Origin of the sequence: Roseovarius sp. M141, assembly GCF_024355225.1 — a bacterium.
Classification (GTDB): Bacteria; Pseudomonadota; Alphaproteobacteria; order Rhodobacterales; family Rhodobacteraceae; genus Roseovarius.
Genome location: NZ_VCNH01000008.1, coordinates 1,071,645 through 1,092,046, shown reverse-complemented (window position 1 = coordinate 1,092,046; position 20,402 = coordinate 1,071,645). Strand labels below are relative to the sequence as shown.

19 protein-coding genes and 2 pseudogenes are annotated in these 20,402 nt (G+C 59.9%); 7 read left to right on the top strand and 14 right to left on the bottom strand.

What is annotated here, in order from left to right; translation table 11 throughout:
• Positions 1-4 precede the first annotated feature (4 nt).
• From FGD77_RS09430 to FGD77_RS09420, 3 genes are all read right to left on the bottom strand, one after another.
• Positions 5-805, bottom strand: coding sequence for a CbbQ/NirQ/NorQ/GpvN family protein (locus tag FGD77_RS09430; RefSeq protein WP_303626364.1), 801 nt, complete (start codon positions 803-805; stop codon positions 5-7).
• 2 nt (positions 806-807) lie between these two features.
• Positions 808-2,178: a cbb3-type cytochrome c oxidase subunit I gene (locus FGD77_RS09425; RefSeq protein ID WP_255008867.1), complete on the bottom strand. Its 1,371-nt coding sequence runs from the start codon at positions 2,176-2,178 to the stop codon at positions 808-810.
• Positions 2,179-2,263: 85 nt separating this feature from the next.
• Positions 2,264-2,716 carry a cytochrome c gene (locus tag FGD77_RS09420; RefSeq protein ID WP_255008863.1) on the bottom strand — a complete coding sequence of 151 codons (453 nt, stop codon included), beginning with the start codon at positions 2,714-2,716 and terminating at the stop codon, positions 2,264-2,266.
• Positions 2,717-2,871: 155 nt separating this feature from the next.
• Here FGD77_RS09420 and FGD77_RS09415 point away from each other — a divergent pair, with 155 nt between their 5' ends.
• The gene (locus FGD77_RS09415) at positions 2,872-3,105 is read left to right on the top strand and encodes a DUF1858 domain-containing protein (RefSeq protein WP_369682716.1); all 234 of its coding nucleotides are present in this window, start codon (positions 2,872-2,874) and stop codon (positions 3,103-3,105) included.
• Here the strand turns inward: FGD77_RS09415 and FGD77_RS09410 are convergent.
• On the bottom strand, positions 3,074-3,775 hold the full coding sequence (locus tag FGD77_RS09410; RefSeq protein ID WP_255008862.1) for a Crp/Fnr family transcriptional regulator: 702 nt from the start codon (positions 3,773-3,775) through the stop codon (positions 3,074-3,076). The two genes, FGD77_RS09415 and FGD77_RS09410, sit on opposite strands and share 32 nt — an antisense overlap.
• Before the next feature lie 181 nt (positions 3,776-3,956).
• On the opposite strand from FGD77_RS09410, the gene FGD77_RS09405 reads away from it, so the two are divergent.
• The 3 genes from FGD77_RS09405 (at position 3,957) to FGD77_RS09395 (ending at position 6,472) form a co-directional block, all read left to right on the top strand.
• Positions 3,957-4,391, top strand: coding sequence for a pseudoazurin (locus tag FGD77_RS09405; protein ID WP_255008861.1), 435 nt, complete (start codon positions 3,957-3,959; stop codon positions 4,389-4,391).
• A gap of 72 nt (positions 4,392-4,463) precedes the next feature.
• Positions 4,464-5,681, top strand: a complete 1,218-nt coding sequence (gene nirK / locus FGD77_RS09400; protein ID WP_255008860.1) for a copper-containing nitrite reductase — start codon at positions 4,464-4,466, stop codon at positions 5,679-5,681.
• A gap of 32 nt (positions 5,682-5,713) precedes the next feature.
• The gene (locus tag FGD77_RS09395) at positions 5,714-6,472 is read left to right on the top strand and encodes an SUMF1/EgtB/PvdO family nonheme iron enzyme (RefSeq protein ID WP_255008859.1); all 759 of its coding nucleotides are present in this window, start codon (positions 5,714-5,716) and stop codon (positions 6,470-6,472) included.
• Between the two features lies 1 nt (position 6,473).
• Here the strand turns inward: FGD77_RS09395 and FGD77_RS09390 are convergent, their stop codons facing one another.
• Genes FGD77_RS09390 through FGD77_RS09375 form a run of 4 tightly spaced genes read right to left on the bottom strand, consistent with a single transcriptional unit; the run spans position 6,474 to position 9,000 of the window.
• Positions 6,474-7,148: an NnrU family protein gene (locus FGD77_RS09390; RefSeq protein ID WP_369682715.1), complete on the bottom strand. Its 675-nt coding sequence runs from the start codon at positions 7,146-7,148 to the stop codon at positions 6,474-6,476.
• The gene (locus tag FGD77_RS09385) at positions 7,145-8,344 is read right to left on the bottom strand and encodes an NnrS family protein (protein ID WP_255008858.1); all 1,200 of its coding nucleotides are present in this window, start codon (positions 8,342-8,344) and stop codon (positions 7,145-7,147) included. The genes FGD77_RS09390 and FGD77_RS09385 overlap by 4 nt, the downstream gene beginning before the upstream one ends.
• Before the next feature lie 48 nt (positions 8,345-8,392).
• Positions 8,393-8,848: a group III truncated hemoglobin gene (locus FGD77_RS09380; RefSeq protein ID WP_255008857.1), complete on the bottom strand. Its 456-nt coding sequence runs from the start codon at positions 8,846-8,848 to the stop codon at positions 8,393-8,395.
• Positions 8,845-9,000 (bottom strand): hypothetical protein, encoded by a 156-nt coding sequence (locus FGD77_RS09375; RefSeq protein ID WP_255008855.1) that lies wholly within the window; start codon positions 8,998-9,000, stop codon positions 8,845-8,847. The genes FGD77_RS09380 and FGD77_RS09375 overlap by 4 nt, the downstream gene beginning before the upstream one ends.
• A gap of 78 nt (positions 9,001-9,078) precedes the next feature.
• On the opposite strand from FGD77_RS09375, the gene FGD77_RS09370 reads away from it, so the two are divergent.
• Positions 9,079-9,507 carry an Rrf2 family transcriptional regulator gene (locus tag FGD77_RS09370; RefSeq protein WP_255008853.1) on the top strand — a complete coding sequence of 143 codons (429 nt, stop codon included), beginning with the start codon at positions 9,079-9,081 and terminating at the stop codon, positions 9,505-9,507.
• A 29-nt stretch (positions 9,508-9,536) separates the two neighbouring features.
• On the opposite strand, the gene FGD77_RS09365 is transcribed toward FGD77_RS09370, so the two are convergent.
• The gene (locus FGD77_RS09365) at positions 9,537-9,656 is read right to left on the bottom strand and encodes a putative transporter small subunit (protein ID WP_255008851.1); all 120 of its coding nucleotides are present in this window, start codon (positions 9,654-9,656) and stop codon (positions 9,537-9,539) included.
• Between the two features lie 31 nt (positions 9,657-9,687).
• Positions 9,688-11,361 carry a sodium:solute symporter family protein gene (locus FGD77_RS09360; protein WP_255008849.1) on the bottom strand — a complete coding sequence of 558 codons (1,674 nt, stop codon included), beginning with the start codon at positions 11,359-11,361 and terminating at the stop codon, positions 9,688-9,690.
• Positions 11,362-11,598: 237 nt separating this feature from the next.
• Here FGD77_RS09360 and FGD77_RS09355 point away from each other — a divergent pair.
• A pseudogene (locus FGD77_RS09355) lies at positions 11,599-11,818 on the top strand (transposase); the annotation flags it as partial.
• A gap of 61 nt (positions 11,819-11,879) precedes the next feature.
• Here FGD77_RS09355 and FGD77_RS09350 read toward each other — a convergent pair.
• The 3 genes from FGD77_RS09350 to FGD77_RS09340 all read right to left on the bottom strand — a co-directional run bounded on the left by FGD77_RS09350 (position 11,880) and on the right by FGD77_RS09340 (position 18,489).
• Complete coding sequence (locus FGD77_RS09350; RefSeq protein ID WP_255008847.1) at positions 11,880-12,989, bottom strand: AI-2E family transporter; 1,110 nt, start codon at positions 12,987-12,989, stop codon at positions 11,880-11,882.
• A gap of 127 nt (positions 12,990-13,116) precedes the next feature.
• On the bottom strand, positions 13,117-14,397 hold the full coding sequence (locus FGD77_RS09345; RefSeq protein WP_255008845.1) for a D-amino acid dehydrogenase: 1,281 nt from the start codon (positions 14,395-14,397) through the stop codon (positions 13,117-13,119).
• A 312-nt stretch (positions 14,398-14,709) separates the two neighbouring features.
• Entirely contained in the window at positions 14,710-18,489 is a 3,780-nt protein-coding gene (locus FGD77_RS09340; protein ID WP_255008843.1) for a PEP/pyruvate-binding domain-containing protein, read from the bottom strand.
• 43 nt (positions 18,490-18,532) lie between these two features.
• Between FGD77_RS09340 and FGD77_RS09335 the strand changes: the two genes are divergently transcribed.
• Entirely contained in the window at positions 18,533-19,630 is a 1,098-nt protein-coding gene (locus tag FGD77_RS09335; RefSeq protein WP_255008841.1) for an ABC transporter substrate-binding protein, read from the top strand.
• Between the two features lie 272 nt (positions 19,631-19,902).
• On the opposite strand, the pseudogene FGD77_RS09330 reads toward FGD77_RS09335, so the two are convergent.
• Positions 19,903-20,285: pseudogene (locus FGD77_RS09330) on the bottom strand (DDE-type integrase/transposase/recombinase); the annotation flags it as partial.
• Positions 20,286-20,402 lie beyond the last annotated feature (117 nt).

Genomic DNA, 20,402 nt, shown 5'->3' with positions numbered 1-20,402 from the left:
TGTCCTATCCGTAGACTGTCGCGACCAGATCGCGTAGCGCGGTCTGCACGTCGTCGTCATCGGTCAGCGGCTCGATCACCGCCGCCTCCAGCGCCTTTTCCACGCCCATGCCGCCAGCCATCAACGTGGCTGCGTAGATCAGCAGGCGGGTCGATACACCCTCTTCCAGATCCATGCCCGACAGGTTGCGGATATGCCCGCCCAGCCGTACCAGCGGCGCGACTCGGCCCTGCTCCAGTCCGCTTTCCTCGGCGATGACGGCGATCTCGGTCTCGGGGTCCGGGAAGCCGAAAGTGATGGCCAGGAACCGCTGGCGCGTCGATGGCTTCATCCGTTTCAGCACGTTCTGATAGCCGGGGTTGTAGCTGGCGATCAGCATGAAACCGGGCGGGGCTGTCAGTTCCTCCCCGGTGCGGTCGATCATCAGGGTACGGCGGTTGTCGGTCAGCGGGTGCAGAACCACGGCCACGTCCTTGCGCGCCTCGACCACCTCGTCGAGGTAGCAGATCGCGCCTTCGCGCACCGCGCGGGTCAGCGGGCCGTCGACCCACTCGGTTTCCCCGCCACGCAGCAGATAGCGCCCGATCAGATCGGCCGCCGTCAGGTCGTCATGGCAGGCCACGGTATAAAGCCGCCGACCCGACCTTGCCGCCATATGCTCGACAAAGCGGGTTTTTCCGCAGCCGGTCGGCCCCTTCAGAAGAAGGGGCAGACCGTTTTCATGAGCCGCGTCGAACAGGGCGCATTCATTGCCCGTTTCGGCGTAGTAGGGCGCGCGCATCGGCGCGCCTGCATGGGCGTTCATTGTCATTCTCCCGGCAGCGGGTCGGATTTGGCCGGGGCCGCATTGCCCGTACCCGGTGCCACCACTTCGCGGCGGCGGACCACAAAGATCGAGTAGATGAACAGCAGCGCACCCGCAGCAACCGCCGTGCCCGAGATGAAGCGCATGATGAAGAACAGCCCCAACTCATCCTGGACTTCCATAAAGTAATTGCCCAGTACCCGTTGCATATGCGTCTGGATGACGCCTGCGAAGGTCAGCGTAAAGGTCATGAACGCCATGCCCCCGGTCATCAGCCAGAAAGAGGCCATGTTCAGCACCTGATTGTAGGGCTCGCGCCCCTTCAGAAGCGGCATGGCATAGCTGATGATCGCCAGGTTGATCGCCACATAAGCACCGTAAAAGGCAAGATGCCCGTGCGCTGCGGTGATCTGCGTGCCGTGGCTGTAGAAGTTCACGCCATGCATGTTGTGCAGCACACCCCAGACACCCGCGCCAAAGAAGGCAACCGTGGCAGACCCCAGCGACCACAGAAGCGCGGCCTTGTTGGGGTGGTTGCGGCGCCCTTTCCAGACCATGATGAAGGCGAAGGACATCATCATGAAGAAGGGAATGATCTCCAGCGCGCCAAAGATGCTGCCGACCCACTGCCAGTAACCCGGCAGACCAATCCAGAAGTAATGGTGCCCCGTACCGAGGATCCCGGTGAACAGCGCGGTGGCGACGATGACATAAAGCCATTTTTCGATCACTTCGCGGTCCACGCCCGTCAGCTTGAGCAGCAGGAAGGCGAGGATGGAGGCCATCACCAATTCCCACGTGCCTTCGACCCACAGGTGAACGACGAACCACCAGTACATCTTGTCCAGGCTCAGGTTTTCGGGGTTGATAAAGGCAAAGATCCACAGCAGCGACAACAGCCACAGACCCATCAGCAGTACGCCGGTAATCGCCGTCTTGCGCCCTGCCAGCACCGTCATCGAGATGTTGATCAGGAATATGACGGCCGCCACGAGAATGCCGAACTTCACCCAGAGCGGTTGCTCCAGGAATTCCCGCCCTTCATGGATACCGACAAGATAGCCCGCGACCGCGCCCAACGTGCCGATCATCATCAGCGCAAGCTGGATATAGGCCAGCTTGGTCGACCATATCTCGCGCTCCGATTCCTCGGGGATCATGAAATAGGCGGCGCCGAAGAAACCCAGCAGCAGCCAGACGATCAGCGCGTTGGTATGAATCATGCGGACGATGTGAAACGGGAATGTCTCGGCCAGGAAATTGGGCTGGACATAGATCCACCCAATGGTCAGCCCGCCCAGCACCTGCACGGCGAACAATGCCATCGCGCAGATGAAATAGGCATAGGCGATCTGTTGAGATTTATACTTCATGTGTTTGCTCCTTGGAGCGTTTTGCCAGATTTCTCTGTCCGAAATTCCTGCAAAACGCGTGCACCTTTCAGATGTCGCGGGCGCGTTAGCCGGCATCGTTGGGCGGCCAGCCCTGTGTGTCGGTCTGGTCGGCCCAGCGAAGGAATTCCGCCAGTCCGCGCTTGTCCTCTTCGGTCATCTCGAAATGGGGCATCTGGCGGCGGCCTTCGATGCCGCTGGGCTGTGCCTCGATCCAGGCGTCCAGGATCTCATAGGCGCCTTCGGGATCGTCGATGACGCCCCAGCGCGTCGTGACGTTGCCCAGCTCGGGGGCGAAATACGCGCCCTCGCCATGCAGCGTATGACAGTTGATGCAACTGTTTTCCTCCCACACGGCCTTGCCGTGGGCGACAGCCTCGGTCAGAGGCATCCCTGCGGTTGATTTGGTCACGACATATCGGTGGCTTTGCACGACCATCGCAAGAAAGACGATGACGAAAAATATTGATCCGCCATAGAAAATGTTGCGTGCCCGCGACTTTGTCAGGAATTCGGCCATGCGCGGGCCTCCCCTTATGGTTGCAGTCAACGGCAACCTACCTCTGGTTGCACTATGCGGCAACCTACGGAATGCCGACCAGAACGAGTTTGCGCAAAGGCAAAGTTTGGGGCGAATGTCCGTGGCACTCTGGCTTGGATCACAGGAGGGGAGGAATGATGTGTACACAGCAGCAAGACAGTCTGGACCGCACCTTGTCAGAGATAATGTCGACGTGGCCCCAGACCGTGCCGGTTTTTCTGCGCCACGGCATGCATTGCATCGGCTGCCAGATTGGCCCATTTCATACCATCGCGGACGCCTGCGCCGAATACCATCTGGACGAGGCTGATTTCCGCCGCGAACTGCAATGCGCGATCAATGCCTCGCCGCGGGTTCGGCCAGATTAACCAGCTGATGAGGCTGGCACACCAGAATGTGCTTGCGCCTGCTTGCGACGATGCCGCGCTTTTCCCACGCGCTCATCAGGCGACTGACCGTATGCAGGGTGGTGCCGGTCATGTCGGACAGATCCTGCCGGGTGATGGGAAAATCCACCTCGATGCCGGTTTCGGTCCGGCGCCCCATCTGATTGATCAGGCGCAGTAGGGCATTTGCCACGCGCTGCTCGACTTGCTGAGTCGCCATCTGCACGACCTGGTCGTGCATCTGCTTCATCCGCGCGCCGACTGTACGATAGGCGGCGGCCGAAAACCCCGGATAGCTGGCGGTGAAATCGGGCCATTGCCGCTGCGGCCAGGACAGCACGATCGTGTCCGACGCCGCGACCGCACTGGCCGGAAAATGCGTATGACCCAGCGCAAGCGCGATCCCGAACAACTGCCCTGACGGAATATGCAGCACCGTCACATGTTCGCCCTCGGGCGTGACGCGTCCGACGCGGATATACCCATCAAGCAACAGGTAGAATCTGGCCGCCTCGGCGCCCTCGTGAAACACGGTGTCGCCGGCATCAAAGCGATGCGTCGTCGCCTTGTCCAGAATATCGCGTATCTGCGAGCGCTCCAGCCCCGTGAAAGGATCCAGATGGGTCAGCAGGCTTTCATCAAGTTTATGCACGGCAATCCAATCTCCTGATCCGATCCGGTGATACCCGTCTCTCATCAGGAATCCGAGGGGTGATTTGCACGCGAGTACCCCGACGTGAAAATCCGGGCCGAAGTTTGTGCTGGGTCAAGGTCGCCGCGCCCCCACAGGTCTAAGTACAGGGCAAGCCAACCAGCAATCAAAAGGAAATAAAATGTTGAACAAGACAACCACGACACTCGCAGCCGCCGCAATGATGCTTTCGGGCGCGGCCTGGGCCGAAACATTCGAGGTGCAGATGCTGAACAAGGGCGAGGCCGGCACGATGGTGTTCGAACCCGCATTCGTCCAGATCGCACCCGGCGACACGGTCAAATTCGTCGCGACGGACAAGAGCCACAATGCCGAAAGCATTGACGGCATGATCCCCGAGGGCGCCGAAGGCTTCAAAGGCAAGATCAACGAAGAGATCGAAGTGACTCTGGATACCGAAGGGCTCTACGCGGTCAAATGCCTGCCCCACTATGCGATGGGCATGGTAATGACGATCGCCGTCGGCGAAGGCGTCGAGATGCCCGAGGGATACCTTGAAGGGCGTCTGCCGAAAAATGCCAAGGAACGCTTTGAAGAGCAACTCAGCAATCTCTGAGAATCGGCGCACGCGGACCAGCCAGATCTGGCTGGCCCGCCCCCGCCGCAGCAATTGAGTATGGAGTGAGACATGAAGAATTCTGACCAGGACACACCACAATCACCGGGCCGCCGCAATATTCTGCGCGGCACTGCATTGGCCGGCGCCGCAGCGCTGACAGGCGGTATCGCCACAGCGGCCACCGTGCGCCGCCCGATGGCCCCTCCGCGCATTGAAATGCCCGGCGGCGAAGTGATCCGCGTGCAGCAAAGACAGATGGACGCCGCCGAACCGGTCGACCTTTCCGGCTATGAGCGCGTCCAGCAAAAGATGGTCCGCCCGCCTTTCGCCCCCAAGCACGATCAGGTCGCCCAAGGCGATCCCAAGATCGTCGAGGTCGAACTGGTCGTCAGCGAGCGCCTGATGGTGATCGACGAGGACAGCGGCGCCTCGATCTGGGCGATGACCTATAACGGGTCGGTCCCCGGACCGCTGATCATCGTCCACGAGGGCGATTATGTCGAACTGACGCTGAAAAGCCTTGGACGCAACCAGCTGGAGCATAACATCGACTTTCACGCATCGACCGGCGCACTGGGCGGCGGTGGTCTGACCCATATCTATCCGGGCGAGGAATGCGTGCTGCGCTGGAAAGCGACCAAACCGGGCTGCTTCACCTACCACTGCGCCCCCGGCGGCGCGATGATCCCCTACCACGTCTGCCACGGCATGAACGGCGCCGTCATGGTGCTGCCCCGCGACGGGCTGAAGGACCGCGACGGAAATGCGCTGACCTACGACGATATCGCCTATCTGGGCGAGCAGGACTACTACCTGCCCCGCAACCAGGACGGCACCTACAAGACCTACGCCAATGCCGGCGATGACTACGCCGACTCGCTGGAGGCCATGCGCAGCCTGACGCCGACACATGTGGTGTTCAACGGGTCCGTAGGCGCGCTGACCGGCGCCAAGGCCCTGCGGTCGAAAGTGGGCGATACCGTGCTGATGGTCCACAACCAGGCCAACCGCGACAGCCGACCCCACCTGATCGGCGGGCACGGCAACTTTGTCTGGGAAAGCTCGTTCAGCGATCCGCCATTGACCGGGATGGAGACATGGTTCGTCCGCGGCGGCAGCGCGGTGGCGGCGATGTACACCTTCGAGCAGCCGGGCGTCTATGCCTACGTCAACCACAACCTGATCGAGGCTGCGATCCTTGGCGCAACCGCCCACTTCGTGGTGGACGGCGAATGGGACAACGCCCTGATGGAGCAGGTGGTCGCGCCACAGATGATCCAGACCTGACACCCGGCACATAACAGAAGGGCCACACCGCCATGAAACGCCAGCGCTTTGCAAAGATTGCCATATCGACAGCAGCCTTGGCCGTGGCGGTCTTGGCCCTTGTTGGGGGGGCCGCGTGGGTGACACGCGGCCCCTCCCCGCATCCGCACGCGGCATCCAACCCCCACCTGATACCCGACATGGTCGGCCCCATCGGCGAAGGCGCGTCAATCTGGGTACAGCGCCACGAGGTCACGATTGCCGAATTCAACGCCTGCCATGACGCGGGCGGCTGCGCATTGTGGCTGGTCGCGCGCCCTGATCAGGATCCGGCCAATACGCCGGCCACCGGCCTCAGCTATCCTGACACGCAGCAATATGTTACCTGGCTGAACGGGGCCACTGGCCTCGATTTTCGCCTGCCGCGTGTCTCTGAATGGCAGGCGATGGCCGAAACCGTCATTCCCGATGAACCCGATCCGATCTTTACCGATCCCGCGCTCAGTTGGGCGTCGGCCTACTTGATCGAGGCCGATCTGCCGCGCGCCCTGCGGCCCTCGGGGAGCTTCTCGACCACTGCCGACGGGATTGCCGATCTGGACGGATCGGTCTGGGAATGGACCGACGATTGCTATGCCGGAACCAGCGCTCCGTCCCGGCCGGACCGCTGCCCGGCCTTTTACGTGGCGGGCGTGCATGTCGCGGCGATGTCCTATCTGGAGCGTGACCCGGCGCGCGGCGGTTGCGCCGTGGGTGCCCCGCCCGCCCATCTGGGCATGCGGCTGGTGTCGGACAGCGCGCCGACCTCGTAGCTCACGGCAGGGGCGACACGCCCAGCACGACGGGATGCAGCCAGAGCAGCGCCGCATAGAGCAGTATCGCCATCCCCCAACGCAACGCCGCGCCGGTCCATGAGGCCGGGCGCGGCAGCATCGACGTGCTGGCGATACGCTGGCACAGCGCCTGCCACCGCTCGGGCCCCATCTCGCGCCGCGTGCGCCGGTCAACGATGCGCATCCCCGCAAGGGCGAAAAACGCGAAGACTCCGAACAGGATCACATGCGCCAGATCGCCATTTGGCACCAGGTGCGCCCCCGCCCACAGCGCCGCTGCCACCAACAGCGGATGCCGCGTCCAGCGCAGGATACCGGGATGGTCCGGATCAAACCCATCATTGTTCGCCCCGCCAAAGGACAGTGGATTGGGCCGCCCCGCCGCAAGGCACACCAGCACACAGGCGGCGCCCATCGCCACCAGCGGCACCCAGTTCTGCCATGCGGCGCGCGGCCAGAGGGCAACATAGGGCGCGGTGGCAGCAGCCGCGATCAGCCAGGCCAACACCGCCATCGACAGCACGGAATAGCCAAGGGTAAAGCCGCGCTGGCCCAGCGCGGCGACCAGACGCGCCCGCACCGGCGGCCGCAGCGGTATGCGATGGCTAAGAAAGAACGCAGCAAAGGCCGCACCAAAACCGATCCAGCCCATCATGCCTTGCCCGGTTTGGCCGTCAGCAGTATCGGGCCGTAGAGCACGGCAAACCCGCCAAACGCGCCGATCCAGAAAATCGCCGCCAACTCCAGCAGTGGCAGGCCGGGCCACAGATCCGCCACCAGCCGCGCCAGAACCGACAGCGCCAGCAGAACATACAGCGCGACCGTCCCCGGCCCCGCATGCAGCGCCCGCCCGGTATGGCCCAGCGTGGCGCGCGTCATCACCGCCAGCGTCATCATCCCGATCGCACCGGCCATCCAGAGATGCTGCGCCGCGGCCAGCGCCAGCGCGTCAGGCCACAGCGCCGCAACCCCCAGCGCCAGCGCGCCCAAGGGCAAGAACGCGTATCCGGCATGCAGCACGACAACCAGCGGCTCGGCCCCGGTGCGCCAGCCACGCCAGCGGATAAGGCGCGCGGCATGCAGCGCGCCGATTCCCAGCATCGCAATGCCCGCCGCCCCGCCCGCCGGGCGGATCACCCACAGGCCCAGCGCCAGCAGCGTGAACACCAAAGCGGCCTTGTCAAAACGCTGCATGGGCGCGGCTGGGCGCGCAGGATCGCCCTGCGCGGCCAGCCAGTTGCGCGTGAAACTGGGCACGACACGCCCGCCGATCAGCGCGATCATCATGATGGCCGCCGCCAGCCCCAACCTCAGGCCAATGCCCTGCGCGGCAAACCGGCCTTGGGCTGCGTCCAGATGAAAGAGGCCATTCGCCAGCGCGAAGACCGCCAGCAGGATCAGCACCGGAAGATTGCGCCAGTTCCGCCCGGCCATAATCTCGCGCAGAATCATGACGCCAAGCGCAATGGGAAAGCTGAGGTCAACCGCAGCCACCACCCCCCATGGCAAGCCAACCGGCAGCGTCGTCGCAGCCCGGCCCGCCAGCCAGAGCAGCGCCAGCGCCCCCAGACGCCAGCCCGTCACAGGCAGCCGCCCGGTCCAGTTCGGCACCGCAGTCAGTAAAAACCCACCGATGATCGCGCCAAGCGTGCCGAACAGGAATTCATGCGCATGCCATGAAATCGGATCAAATCCCAGATCAATGCTCAGCACGCCTGCAAGCGTCAGGATCCACACCGCCATGGCGATGGCCGCCCACGCGGCCCCACCCAGAAAAAACGGGCGAAACCCAAAAGACAGCAGGGCAGGCCCCTGCCACCCGCGCATCTGGTCGGCTGTTCTGGTCGTCATCGCAAGAATCCTTTGGAAATTTATCCCGCCACAAGGCGGTGTTCTGCCCTAGTCGCGCAAGGCAGGCATGCCGTCCCGAGGGCCATGTTGCGGCCCCGGCTGTGGTCCGCCCAGATCGGGCACGCCAGTGCCGCCTTCCGGCGGCAGACCATAGACCAATCCACGTCCGATCCTGTGCGCCAGCGCAGACCATGCATGCGCCAGCGGTCCGGGTAATTCCTGCGCTAATACGGTTTCGAACAGCGACAGCCAAACCGGAAAATGAGCGGCGTGCACATTTCCCGCTGCTTTGTGGATCTGCATCGGGTTGCCGTCATAGCTGCGCTGAAACAGCAGGGCATTGCGCCAGAAGCGCCCGATCTTTTCCTCATGCGCGGGCCAGTCGGTGACATGCGAGGCAAAGACAGGGCCCAGCGCCGGATGGCCCCGGACGCGGTCGTAAAACTGCGTCACCACCCGGTCAATCTGCTCCTCTGTCACGGGAATGCGGGGCGGCAGCGTCATACCACGACGACCCAGACAAAGATAAGGCAGACCACCAGATAAAACAGCGTGTTGACCATCCAGCGCAACAGACCGCCATCGGCCTCGGGGTCGACCCCCATACGCTCGCAGACCTTGGTCCCCGGCCATAGAATCGCATCGGCAATTTTCATGACGCACCTTAATAGGTATTTCCAGTGCCGAATATATAGCTCTTCTTATTGCGCATTGTAAATGCTAAATATCATAACATGCAGTTGGACAAATTCACCGATTACGCGTTACGCGTGCTGATAACCTTGGCGGTCAGGACGCCCGCGCGGGTGCCGACATCCGAAATCGCAGGCATTTTCGGCCTGTCAGAGAATCACCTGTCCAAGGTCGCAACGCAGCTCGCGCGCGAAGGGTTCGTAAGTTCGGAAAGGGGTCGCAACGGCGGGCTGACGCTGGCGCGCCCGGCCGAGGAGATCACGCTGGGCGCTGTCGTGCGGGCAATGAAACGCGGCCAGCCTGTTGTCGAATGTTTTGGCCCCAACAAATCCTGCCTCATCCTGCCGGCCTGCGGGCTGCGCGCACCCTTGGCGCAGGCGCAGGAGGCGTTCTTTGCCACGCTCGACGGCTATACGCTGGCAGATGCGACGCAGGCGCGCCATACGCTGGGCAATCTTCTGAACGTCTGATCCCGGCCCTGCGCGAAACCGGTATCCCCCTAGACCAGCTTGCGACCTTCCTTCTTGGCCTGCCGCAGTTCGCGCAAGAAGGCTATCACGATGACCGCCAGCACGACTGCCGAAATGGTCGGCCAGATCAGGATGTAGAATGTCAGCATTTGCTCGTTCCTTTTCTGTTTATCAGATGCCTTAAAGCTTTTCGTCGGCAGCGCGGACCGCAGCCATGGCCGCGTCATCATCAAAGCTTGTGACGCGTTCATTGATCAGGTCAAAATCGAACTCTTCCTTGCCCATCAGGCTGACGACGACACAGATGACGGTGCTGGCGCCGTAGGCGGTCAGCGATCCCAGCAAAACGGTGTAGTCCCGCAGGAACCCGGTAAAGTAGAACGCGCAGAGCACGAACCCCGTCATCCCGACAATGAACCCGACGATGCGACCGAAGAACCCGAAGGCCATCAGCGCCAGAACCACGCCGCCGCCGATCGCCGCGACCAATTCGAAGAACCCGCCGATGAGGCCGGTGAGAGGCAGGATTTCAAACCGCACGATGGTGAACAGGATCAGACCGCCAAGCACTGCCGAGATGAACGCCGCGTTGGTCACCCTGTTCCAGTAACAGCTGGCGATGACGGGAAACACGATAGCCCCCCACAGCGCCCCCACGAAAACCAGCATCACCAGAATGTCGAGCGAGAAACTGGCAAGGATCAGACCGGCCACTGTGGCTACGATCATTGTCAGGCGCCCCAGCAGCAGCATCTTGCGCGGGTTCGGATTGCCCTTGGCCAGGTTCCGGCCGTAGATATCCGTCATCATGATCGCCGACAGCGCCGACAGGTCGGAATCTGCGGTGGATGACAGCGACCCGATCACCAGAATGAAAAACAGGGCGATCATGAAGGGCGGCAGATAGGCCGACGCCATTTGCGGGATGATGTTGTTCAGATCACCCTCATGCGGGGCCACCCCCAGAAGCAGCGCCATCAGGCCCAGCATCCCAAGGCCGATCACAATCGACCCGTAGCCAAGCGTGGCGGTGATGAAGGTGGATTTGATCAGGTCCTGACGCACCGCAAAGAGGCGCTGTGCAATCGTCTGGTTGCCAATCGCATAGGCCAGCACGGCGACGAAGAAGGGCGCGCCCTGCTCCAGAATTGCGGTGGTCGAGTAGAAGTTCGACTGTTCTGCCGTGATGCGCTCAAAACCGGCGTTCAGCACTTCGCTGCCGCCCGAGCTGAAATAGACCCATGGGATAATCACCACCGCAATCGACATCATCGCAACCACCTGTGCAAAATCCGTCAGGATCGAGGCGCGAAACCCGGACCACAGCGTATAGGACAGAACACCGATACCGGCAATCAGCACGCCCATCTGGAATGACAGGGGCGACAGCACGGACACCAGCGCGCCCGCGGCGGTAAAATTCACCATCAGGCTGATCACACTGCCCAGCAGGTTGGAGACCGCCAGAATAAGCTGGCTGCCCGACCCGTGCCGGGCATGCATGACCTCGGCCAGCGTATGGGCGTTGGGGGCAAGCTGTCTGAAGCGCAAACCGAACGGGTAGATAAAGAGGATCATCAGCGCGCCCCAGAACCCGTAATGCATCGGTCCCGACAGACCGTAGGTATAACCCGAGATCGCCGCGCCATAAAAAGACGCCGCCCATATCCATGTGGCCGTCATGCTGGCCGCAGAAATGCCGAAGCCCACCGCGCCACTGGAAACCATGAAGCCATCGACGCTCTCGTCCTTTTCATTGACATAAGTCGACATGTAGAACGTGCCGCCATAGAAAAGAACCAGGAGAATAATAACTGTTATTGTTGAAAACTGAAAGAATACCGGGTCGGTCATTTAAGCTGTCCCATGTTTTTTTGGACGCCTACCAGCCGCTTGGCAGGGACCGAAGTTGGCTGCGCATCGACTGTCAGGTTCAATATTGTGTTTTATAACAACCTACGCTTGTAGCTCATTTTGTGGCTTCTGTCTGCAAAAAAAGGAATAACCGGGACGCCCCCCGTTCGCGCACCGCAAAGGCGGCATGCACGACAGCCCTAGCATGGTGGGACCGCCTGGGCGCAAATCATCGGGATGATCAAGGAACAGGAAGCCGGGATGCCGACAGCGGAGGTTTGCCGCTGGCGTGGCCTGAGCCCGTCGACACTCTACAAGCTGAAATCGAAGTATGGCGGCATGGAGGTTTCGAAAGCCGCCAGTCTGAAGACTGCTGGAGGACGAGAATGCCAAGCTCAAACGCCTGCTGGCCGATACGATGCTCGACAATGTGGTTCTGAAGGATCTTCTGGAAAAGAACTGACGACATACTCCGAGGTCACGGAATTCTGCGCGTTGCGACCCTTAGAGTCGCGTGGCTAGGGCCGCTTGTATTCGATCCGGTCCGCCATGAGGATGGCGATGGGACGCGTAGGTTCGAACGATGAAAAGACGATCGACAGGATCGATGTCAGCGGCACCGCCAGCAGCGCGCCGGCCAGCCCCCAAAGCGCGCTCCAGACCGCCAGCGAAAGCAGCACGACAAACGGGCTTAGATTGACGCGCCGCCCGATCAGGCGCGGCTCGACGATATTGCCGACGATCATCTGCGCCACGGTCAGCAGGGCTGCCAGCAATAATGTCCACCACAGATCTCCGAACTGCACGATCGACAGGCACACTGGAAACGCGACGCCGATCAGCGATCCGAAATAGGGGATGTAGTTCAACAGCGCGATCACCAGCGCCCAGAAGATCGCAAAATCCACATCCAGCGCCCACAAAATGGCATAGGACACCGCACCCAGGATGACGTTGATCAATGTCTTGATCGCCAGATAGTCGCCGATCCGGTGGTTGATATCGCGGATCATCGCCTCGGTCCGCGCGGCGCCTTCGGCGTCACGCATCGCCGCCGACAGCTTGACCGCAAAGCCGGCCCGCTCGGACAGCAGGAACGCGGAATAGACGATGACCAGAAACACCGACGCCCCGACACCGGTGAAACTGTAAAGCGCGGTGTTGATCAGGCTTTGCAAGGACAGGCGCCCGAACGTGGCATCGCGGATCGTCTTCCAGTCGGGCCGCTCATCAACGCCCAGCATGTCGGCACCCTGCGCGACCAGCCTTTCGATGTTGGATTGATAGGTCGGCGCCTCGCGCAGGATGCGGCTGATCGTGTCCACCACGACGCCCAGCAGGGTCATGACCACCAATGTGAAGGCCATCAGTACCAACAGCCGCCGCAACGCAGGGGACAACCGCCCGATCAGCGGCACGACGCGCAGCGCCTCGGACGCGTTGATCAGAACGTAGACGGCGATCACAGCCGCCAGAATGGGCAGCAAAACAGGCTTGCCGATCAGCAGCAGGAAGCCGGTCAACACCAACAATAGCGCCGCGTTGACGAGCAACACCAACTGCTGCGGATACTCGATCATCGGCGCGGCCGGTTCTGCGGATCGGTCAGGACGGTATGGGGCATGCACGCGGCTCCTTCGGCACAGGCCGAACAGCGCCTGCAACTTTGCTAATGCAACGTTATGCCAAATTCGTAGCCGATTGCCACCAGTTGATCCCGGCCCCCGCCCCCTCGCAACAGGCTATACCGCCGCCTCAGGCGGCGCGGGGCGCGGTGCCGGCAACATAGCGGTCATAGTTCAGATCCGCCGTTTCGATATCGGATGCGCGGCCTGCGACCAGATCGCTCAGCACCCGCGCCGATCCGGCGGCCATGGTCCAGCCCAGCGTACCGTGACCGGTATTCAGGTATAGGTTCGGCGCGCCCGATTGTCCGATGATCGGCGTGCCGTCCGGCGTCATCGGGCGCAGACCGGTCCACAGCACGGCGCGGCTCTGGTCAGCGGCGCCTTTGAACAGCGATTCAACCGACATCGTCAGCGTCTCCTGCCGCTTCGCGCTCAGGCTCCGGTCCATGCCGGCCAGTTCGGCCATGCCGCCCACGCGGATACGGTCGCCCAGGCGAGTGATCGCGATCTTGTAGCTCTCGTCCATGACGGTCGATTGCGGCGCACGGTCAGGCGCGATGATGGGCGCGGTGATAGAGTACCCCTTAACGGGGTAAATCGGCAGTTTGAGGCCCAGAGGGCGCACCAGATCCGGCGAGTGGTTGCCCATCGCCACAACGAACACATCCGCGGTCACGCGACCCTCGGACGTCTCGACCGCCTCAATGCCACCGGGGCCTTGGATCAGCGCGCGGATTTCGATGCCCGGGCGGAATGTGACGCCCAGATCCTCGACCATCATCCGGGCCAGTTTGCTTGTGAACATATGGCAATCGCCCGTCTCGTCCCCCGGCAGGCGCAGGCCGCCTGCAATCAGGTCACGCGCACCGGCCAGTCCCGGCTCGGCCTCGATGCAGCCGTCAGCGTCCAGAACCTCGTAGCGCACACCGCCCTTTTCCAGAACCTTGATATCCTTGGCCGCGCCATCCACCTGCTTTTGCGTGCGAAACAGCTGCAACGTGCCCTTCTGACGGCTGTCAAAATCAATCCCCGTCTCGTCGCGGATCTCGGTCAGGCAGTCGCGGCTGTATTCGGCCAGCCGCACCATGCGCCCCTTGTTCACCTCGTAGCGCGCCTCGGTGCAGTTGCGCAGCATGCGCGCCATCCAGCTGAGTTTGCGCCAGTCCATCTGCGGCTGCACGATCAGCGGCGCATGGCGCTGGAACAGCCATTTCATCGCCTTCAACGGAATGCCCGGCGCCGCCCAAGGCGCCGAGTAGCCCGGCGAAATCTGCCCGGCATTGGCAAAGGTCGTATCCTCACCGACCGCGGCGTTGCGATCAATCACCGTCACCTCGTGACCATCCTTGGCCAGATACCAAGCGGATGTGACGCCGATGACGCCGCCTCCAAGAACAACGATTTTCATAGCTCACTCTCCTGCCAACGCGCGATCGCTTGGCGCCCACAAAAACACCATGCAGGCATGAATTTTCCATTTGATTTCGACACGCAGCGCATATCTTTTCGAAGATTATTCTAAATTTTCGGAAAAATATGATGCTTTGTTGCCGGATCAGGTGAAAGCACCGGACACAGTCCCGGAAATATCGGGTAATGCGCCCCTTTCGTGCATGAGCAACACCCTCTCTGACCGGCCTGACCGAGATCAGAATACTAACGCAAGACCATGGATACCATTAGGAGTTCTCCTGTCGTGACCCATCAATAACGTCCACCGTCAGGCTGATCTAAGTCGTTCAGTATCTGCCGTTTCAATAACACTGATCGCCCCGTCAGCAGTGACTTCAACCGGTGTGCCGTTGACCAAGCGGTTCAGTCCGCTGCACCCAACGAGCATCAAGATATCCTTTTCGCGTGCGACGATCGCCATGTGGCTTAGCCAGCCCCCGACTTCGCATAACACGGCACCAGAGCGCATGACGAAAGGCAACCACGCCGGGCTGACCATGCGGCATACGATGATGTCCCCATCCTGAAAGCCTGCAAAGGCGCTGGAATCCACTACAGATTCATCATCGACAAGGAAGACCCGACCGCTTGCGCCCTTGCCTCCTGACACAACGACCCCACCCAGTTCCCCGCCCTCAGACCGGGCGCCAGCACGGTGATCAAGTGAAAACAGCTCGCAATCCCTCAGTGTCAGAAGCACCTGACGTGGCGCTGATTTAATCAAGCTCTCGGTCGTCGATCTGCGTATGTCGGCCTCGACCTTTACGCGCTCCAGGTCCAGATGCTGAATCTCGAAGAGGTCCTGAATATCCAGCTGAAAGATCAGATCACCCAATTCGGTTTTGACACCGAGGGCCAGAATGGCGCGTCTGATCTCTGCCACGATCTTGAGGGCCTCGTGTTTCGCCTGCTCCTTCAGATCCTGAAACGCGATCGCCAGGTCAACAGGATCATATTGTCCGGAAAGTCCCGTTGCGCTGTCCAGATTGGCTGGCGTCGCGCTCGCGCCCTTCAATAATTGCCACAGCAGATCTGGCGCTTCGCTGTAGCGCGGCGTGCTCAATTCGTAGTCAAAGATCGCCCGGTGCCCCATCATCGCCATCAGTGCATTTCGCTGATGGTCTTCGGTCAATGACGCGCAGGACTCTATCAGGTTCACCGGCGCGTGGCTCAGGACGGGATGCAAAAGACGCTGTCGCGCGGCCTCGTCCTTCTGGCAATAGGTCTCTGCTTCCGTCATCAGGAAGCCCGCGAGAATATTGATCTTTTCAGCCTCGACGTAAATGTCATGCCGCAGTTTATCGTGCAGCTGCCTGATGCTGGTGATGATCTGCCTTTCTGGCAGAGCGGTGAAATCCGTTGCCCGCCAGATGATCATATCCTCTTCAAGCCCCGGCATCACGTGGTCGCGAAAATCCGATATCATCGGCACGGCCTGCTTGCGCAATTGCCTGGCTTTCGTGTTGCTCAGTCGCAGTGTCATCTGCGATTTCAACGCGCAGTCCACGTAAGTGCGGCCAAACAGATTGACCAAATGCCCCGGACGCCCTTCGGGCAGGTCGTAGCGAACACCCAGTTGGCGACATGCAAGGTCGACACTTCCCCCCGGTGACCACAGTGTCGCCATCAGCGAAAAGGACAGCGGCGTGGGGCGCGGAAGGACTTCGGACATTTCGTCCTGGGCAAGGATCACCTGGTCGGGCGCGGCATCGCCGTAATGGCTTAGAATGCGCCTCCATTCATCCAGGCGCGCCCGCTCGACGGCACCGCCTGCGGCAAGGGTGGTAATGTCGCGGCTCTGAACAATCTGAAAAGCGCCGTCGGCATAGGCCCACTCGATGTCCTGAGGACACCCGAAAACCTCCTCGATCTTTTTCCCAAGCTCAAGAAGCGGTTTGATATCGATGGGCCCGTCCTCGTCATGCGCGGGCAATAGAGTATACCGCCCAAAACGCAGACTTTGTGGCGTGACCCTACCGGACACAAGGTCATCACCGCACCCCTCGACCAACTCGACCATCATCATACCCGGTGCCGTAGGATCCTCGGTGAACAGCACGCCTGCAAATTCCGAGCGGACCATTTGCTGGACAAGAATATTGCCCTCGGCGCTTGTGCCCTCATCATGGTTGTAGGTGGCAGCCCTTGCCGAGGAGAAGGACGCGACGACCTCGTCCAATGCCTCGCGCATGCCGGCTTGTTCGACTTCAAGAACGCTGTCGAACACACCCGCAAAGCTCTGATCCGCGCCATCCTCGTTCGAGGCAGAGCTGCGGACCGCGCAGGGCTTTTGACCCACCATCCGCCAGATCATTCCGGAAAACGCCTCTTTGTCTTTGGTCGCCATCTGCGTGTATGCCTCGATGGCGTCTGATCTGATGACTACACCACCCGGAACCGGCACCCCTGCTTTCTTGAGAACGGACAGACGATAAGATTTATTGCCACTGCCAATCAGCGCCCCGGTATAGTCAAGCGGGACAATGCCATGGAAAATATTACGTACCTTCCACCGCTGCCAGGCGTGCTGAACAGCAGATCCAGAACGCTGGACAAGGCCCACTACAAAGGCCCGCTGAACAAGCAGCAAGATCAGGCTGGTGCAGAGATAAATGTTACCGGCGGCGCTCAGCTGAAAAACAAGCGCAAACATCGCGGGCGCACCGATGATCCAACATAGCGTTGCCTGCTTGGTCGACTTTGCCACAGCCCAGTGCAGGTAAATACCCGCCAGTAGGGCAAAAATACCCGGAAGGATATATGTGTGGTCAGGCATGCCCAATTGCGAAACCCACAAGAAGGACGCTGACGTCGATACGCTCGCCTTCTCTACGGCGCCCAGGCCCAGCATCATGACGGGCAAGAACAGCAACGCGATCAGGTTTCGCATCGGGGTCAGGCCCTTATCCGTATAGAACGCTTGAACGGCACGGGCCTTGCGCGTGGGGTCGGATCTCAGACGCTCCTTCAACGCTTTCATCTCGACCGCATACTTGGCAGTCACCATCTGATCGCGCTCTGATTTCAATGCGATCGGAAGAACAAGGATGCGCGACAATAGCGAAAGCGCGATTAGACCAACCACAAAATACGTCCGGTCGCCTATCCAGAGCAATGCTTCCGCCAGCCTGGAGACCGCTTTCTGCCAAAGGGTTACATTCTGCTCGGCCATCCACTGCTGAACATGGGGCTTAGGCTCTGGCCGAACAAAATAGTCCCAAGGGGTCGTATATCGTCCCCGAAAATCGAGACCGGCCTGACTCAACTCGAAGCCCAGAACCTGCGCCATAAAGCAGCTGCGCCTGTCGTAGCAGGCGGCAATGGTCGGCTTGTCCTTCAACAGCTCGATCCGCCGCTTCATCTCATCAGTCGGCAAAGCCCGGACAGGAATATTGATCGCGCCCGGCAAATGCCCGGTCGCAAAATCGCCCGGATACCGCGTATCGACAATCTGCAGATCCTCGCCCGAAAGAAGATGCTCGAAGTCAGAGGTGCCCAGTAGCGTGCTTTTGTTGTCATATTCGGGAATCGCCCGCAGGTCGGACAAGGAGCCGACACTGTGGTCACTAAACTTGCGTCCTTCGACGATCCACTTTTCAATGCCGCCCGCAATGAAACGGCAATCTATCCCGCGGGCCGCAAGCTTCGCACAGGTTTCACTGCTGCGGTTTCCGTTGTGGCAGAACAACACCACCTGTTTTCCATCCAATGGGATATCGGATTGCAAGAAATCTGGATACCGGACGTGTCGTGCGCCGGGTAGTGTACCCATAGCGTGTTCTGCGGTTTCCCGGATATCAAAGAACAGTGTAGGGGTGTCGCCGGCATCGTCCTGAAGCAGTTTTTCAGCCTCATCCGTGCTCAGCGCATTAAGGCTTTCCGACTGCTGATCAAAACTGGTTTCGACCAGCGCCTTGTCTTGGATTTCTGTCCCGTCAAACTGTGCTGGTCGTACAAGAGTAGCTTGAAGACGGGCCATCTCGCGCGCATTTTCTGAACGGAACTGCCAGATATTCAACATAGCGAAGGCCAGCGATGCCAGGACCAACCCCAGTATCATGCGCGTTGGGAAGCGGACGACCGCATTGGTCTTGCCGAACCTCAAGGACATCAAGATCGAAGACACATCCACGGTCGCTTTCGAATTGTCGGGCGGCAACGCCGATTTCCCGTTCACGCTGACCGACTACCATCTGACAATACTTCCGGCCAAGGACGATTCAGTCGATTGGAGATCTGCGGATGGGTGCGGCAGCTACATTCTAAGGGATGTCAATTTTGGCGTATCGGCTATGCTTGAGCGCAACTCAAATCACGGGCGCAACGACGTTGCCTGGTTTGACAGCATTGAGATGCTTGCGCTCGCGGGTCAAAATGCCCGAACGTCTGCCCTGATATCGGGCGATATTGATATTGCTGACCGGCTCGATCTGAAAACTGTCAATTTGTTGGCGCGAAACCAGAATATCGACATCAACGAAATTGCAGGCACGCAGCACTTCGCCTTCTCAGTGTCGACAAACAAGTCGCCGTTTGAAAACAACCACGTCCGGATGGCATTAATACATGCCATAAACCGCGAGGAAATGGTTGAGAAAATACTCTTTGGGTTTGGCTCAGTCGGCAATGATATACCTGTCGGCAAGAACCAGAAATATTACAACAGTGATCTTGAACAACGGACCTACGACCCCGACAAGGCAAAGTGGCACCTAAAGCAAGCTGGCATGGATGGTCTTTCGGTTGACCTCTCGGTAGCTGACGCAGCATTCAATGGTGCCGTTGATGCCGGTACTCTCCTCCAGAATTCGGCAAAAGCTACCGGCATCAACCTAAAGGCTGTGCGCGAACCCAATGATGGCTACTGGTCAAGCGTCTGGGTGCACAAGCCCTTCTCAGCGGCTTATTGGGATGGGCGGCCGGTGATGGATAAGATGTTCGCCAGTGCCTATACCTGCGGCGCATCTTGGAACGATACGTTCTGGTGCCATGAGCGGTTCGAGAAACTACTGGTTACGGCCCGGGCCGAACTTGATGAGGCCAAGCGCCAGGAAATCGTCCATAATCAGAGTGGGGCGATTATACCGATGTTCGCGAATTATGTATTCGGAACGTCCAAGAAAATCGGAAAGCCAGAAATCATGTGGTCAAATCTGGATCTTGACGGCTCACGTTGGGCAGAACGTTGATGGTTCGTATAAGGCTAACTTTCCACATTCAGAACTGGAGCCCTCACGGGCGGGTCAGTACGAAGGTCCGTTTTGTTCACTACATCATGCCAGTTCGGCCACCATGTAGTCCGTTCTGGAAAACCGTCTCACCTTTGTCGAAAGCTCCCTCATACCTATTGAGCCGCGCGCAGAGCGCCCCTATCCTTGCGGAATCCTTGGCATAGCCCGCGACAGTCTGGATGATGCGATGGCTGGTCTTGTCACGCTTACGTTCCGGTCTCTCGACTCATTTAGGTGGCCTTTCGTTCGAAAGCCAAGGGGCTTTTGTCGCCTCCCGTTGATTATATAACCCATTGATGTATTGAAATATAGTTCCTTCTCATTGTCTGCGTGTTTCCCGTTTCTGACGCCAGAGAGGCTCATCCTTCAGGGCTTTGAAAAAGATTTCGACCATAGAATGGTCATGGCAATTGCCTTTACCGATCATTGATACCAGAAAGCCATGTTTCTCCAGCCGTTTCTGATAATCTCAAGAACGGTATTGAGACCCGCGATCCGTGTGGTGAATGCAGCCTTTGGGTGGCTGGCGAAAGGCCACAGCCATATCCAGCGCACTGATTGCCAAATCGCTTTTCATGCGGTCACTGACAGCCCGGTCGATGACACGGCAGGAAACCCACGGGAAGTTACCCCCCAAAACACCGCATAGAAACTTAATGGCCCAGATCGTCTCCCAGGTTATTGATAAAGGCAAACCTCACGCATTTTGATTTGCGAATAAGATCGTCAC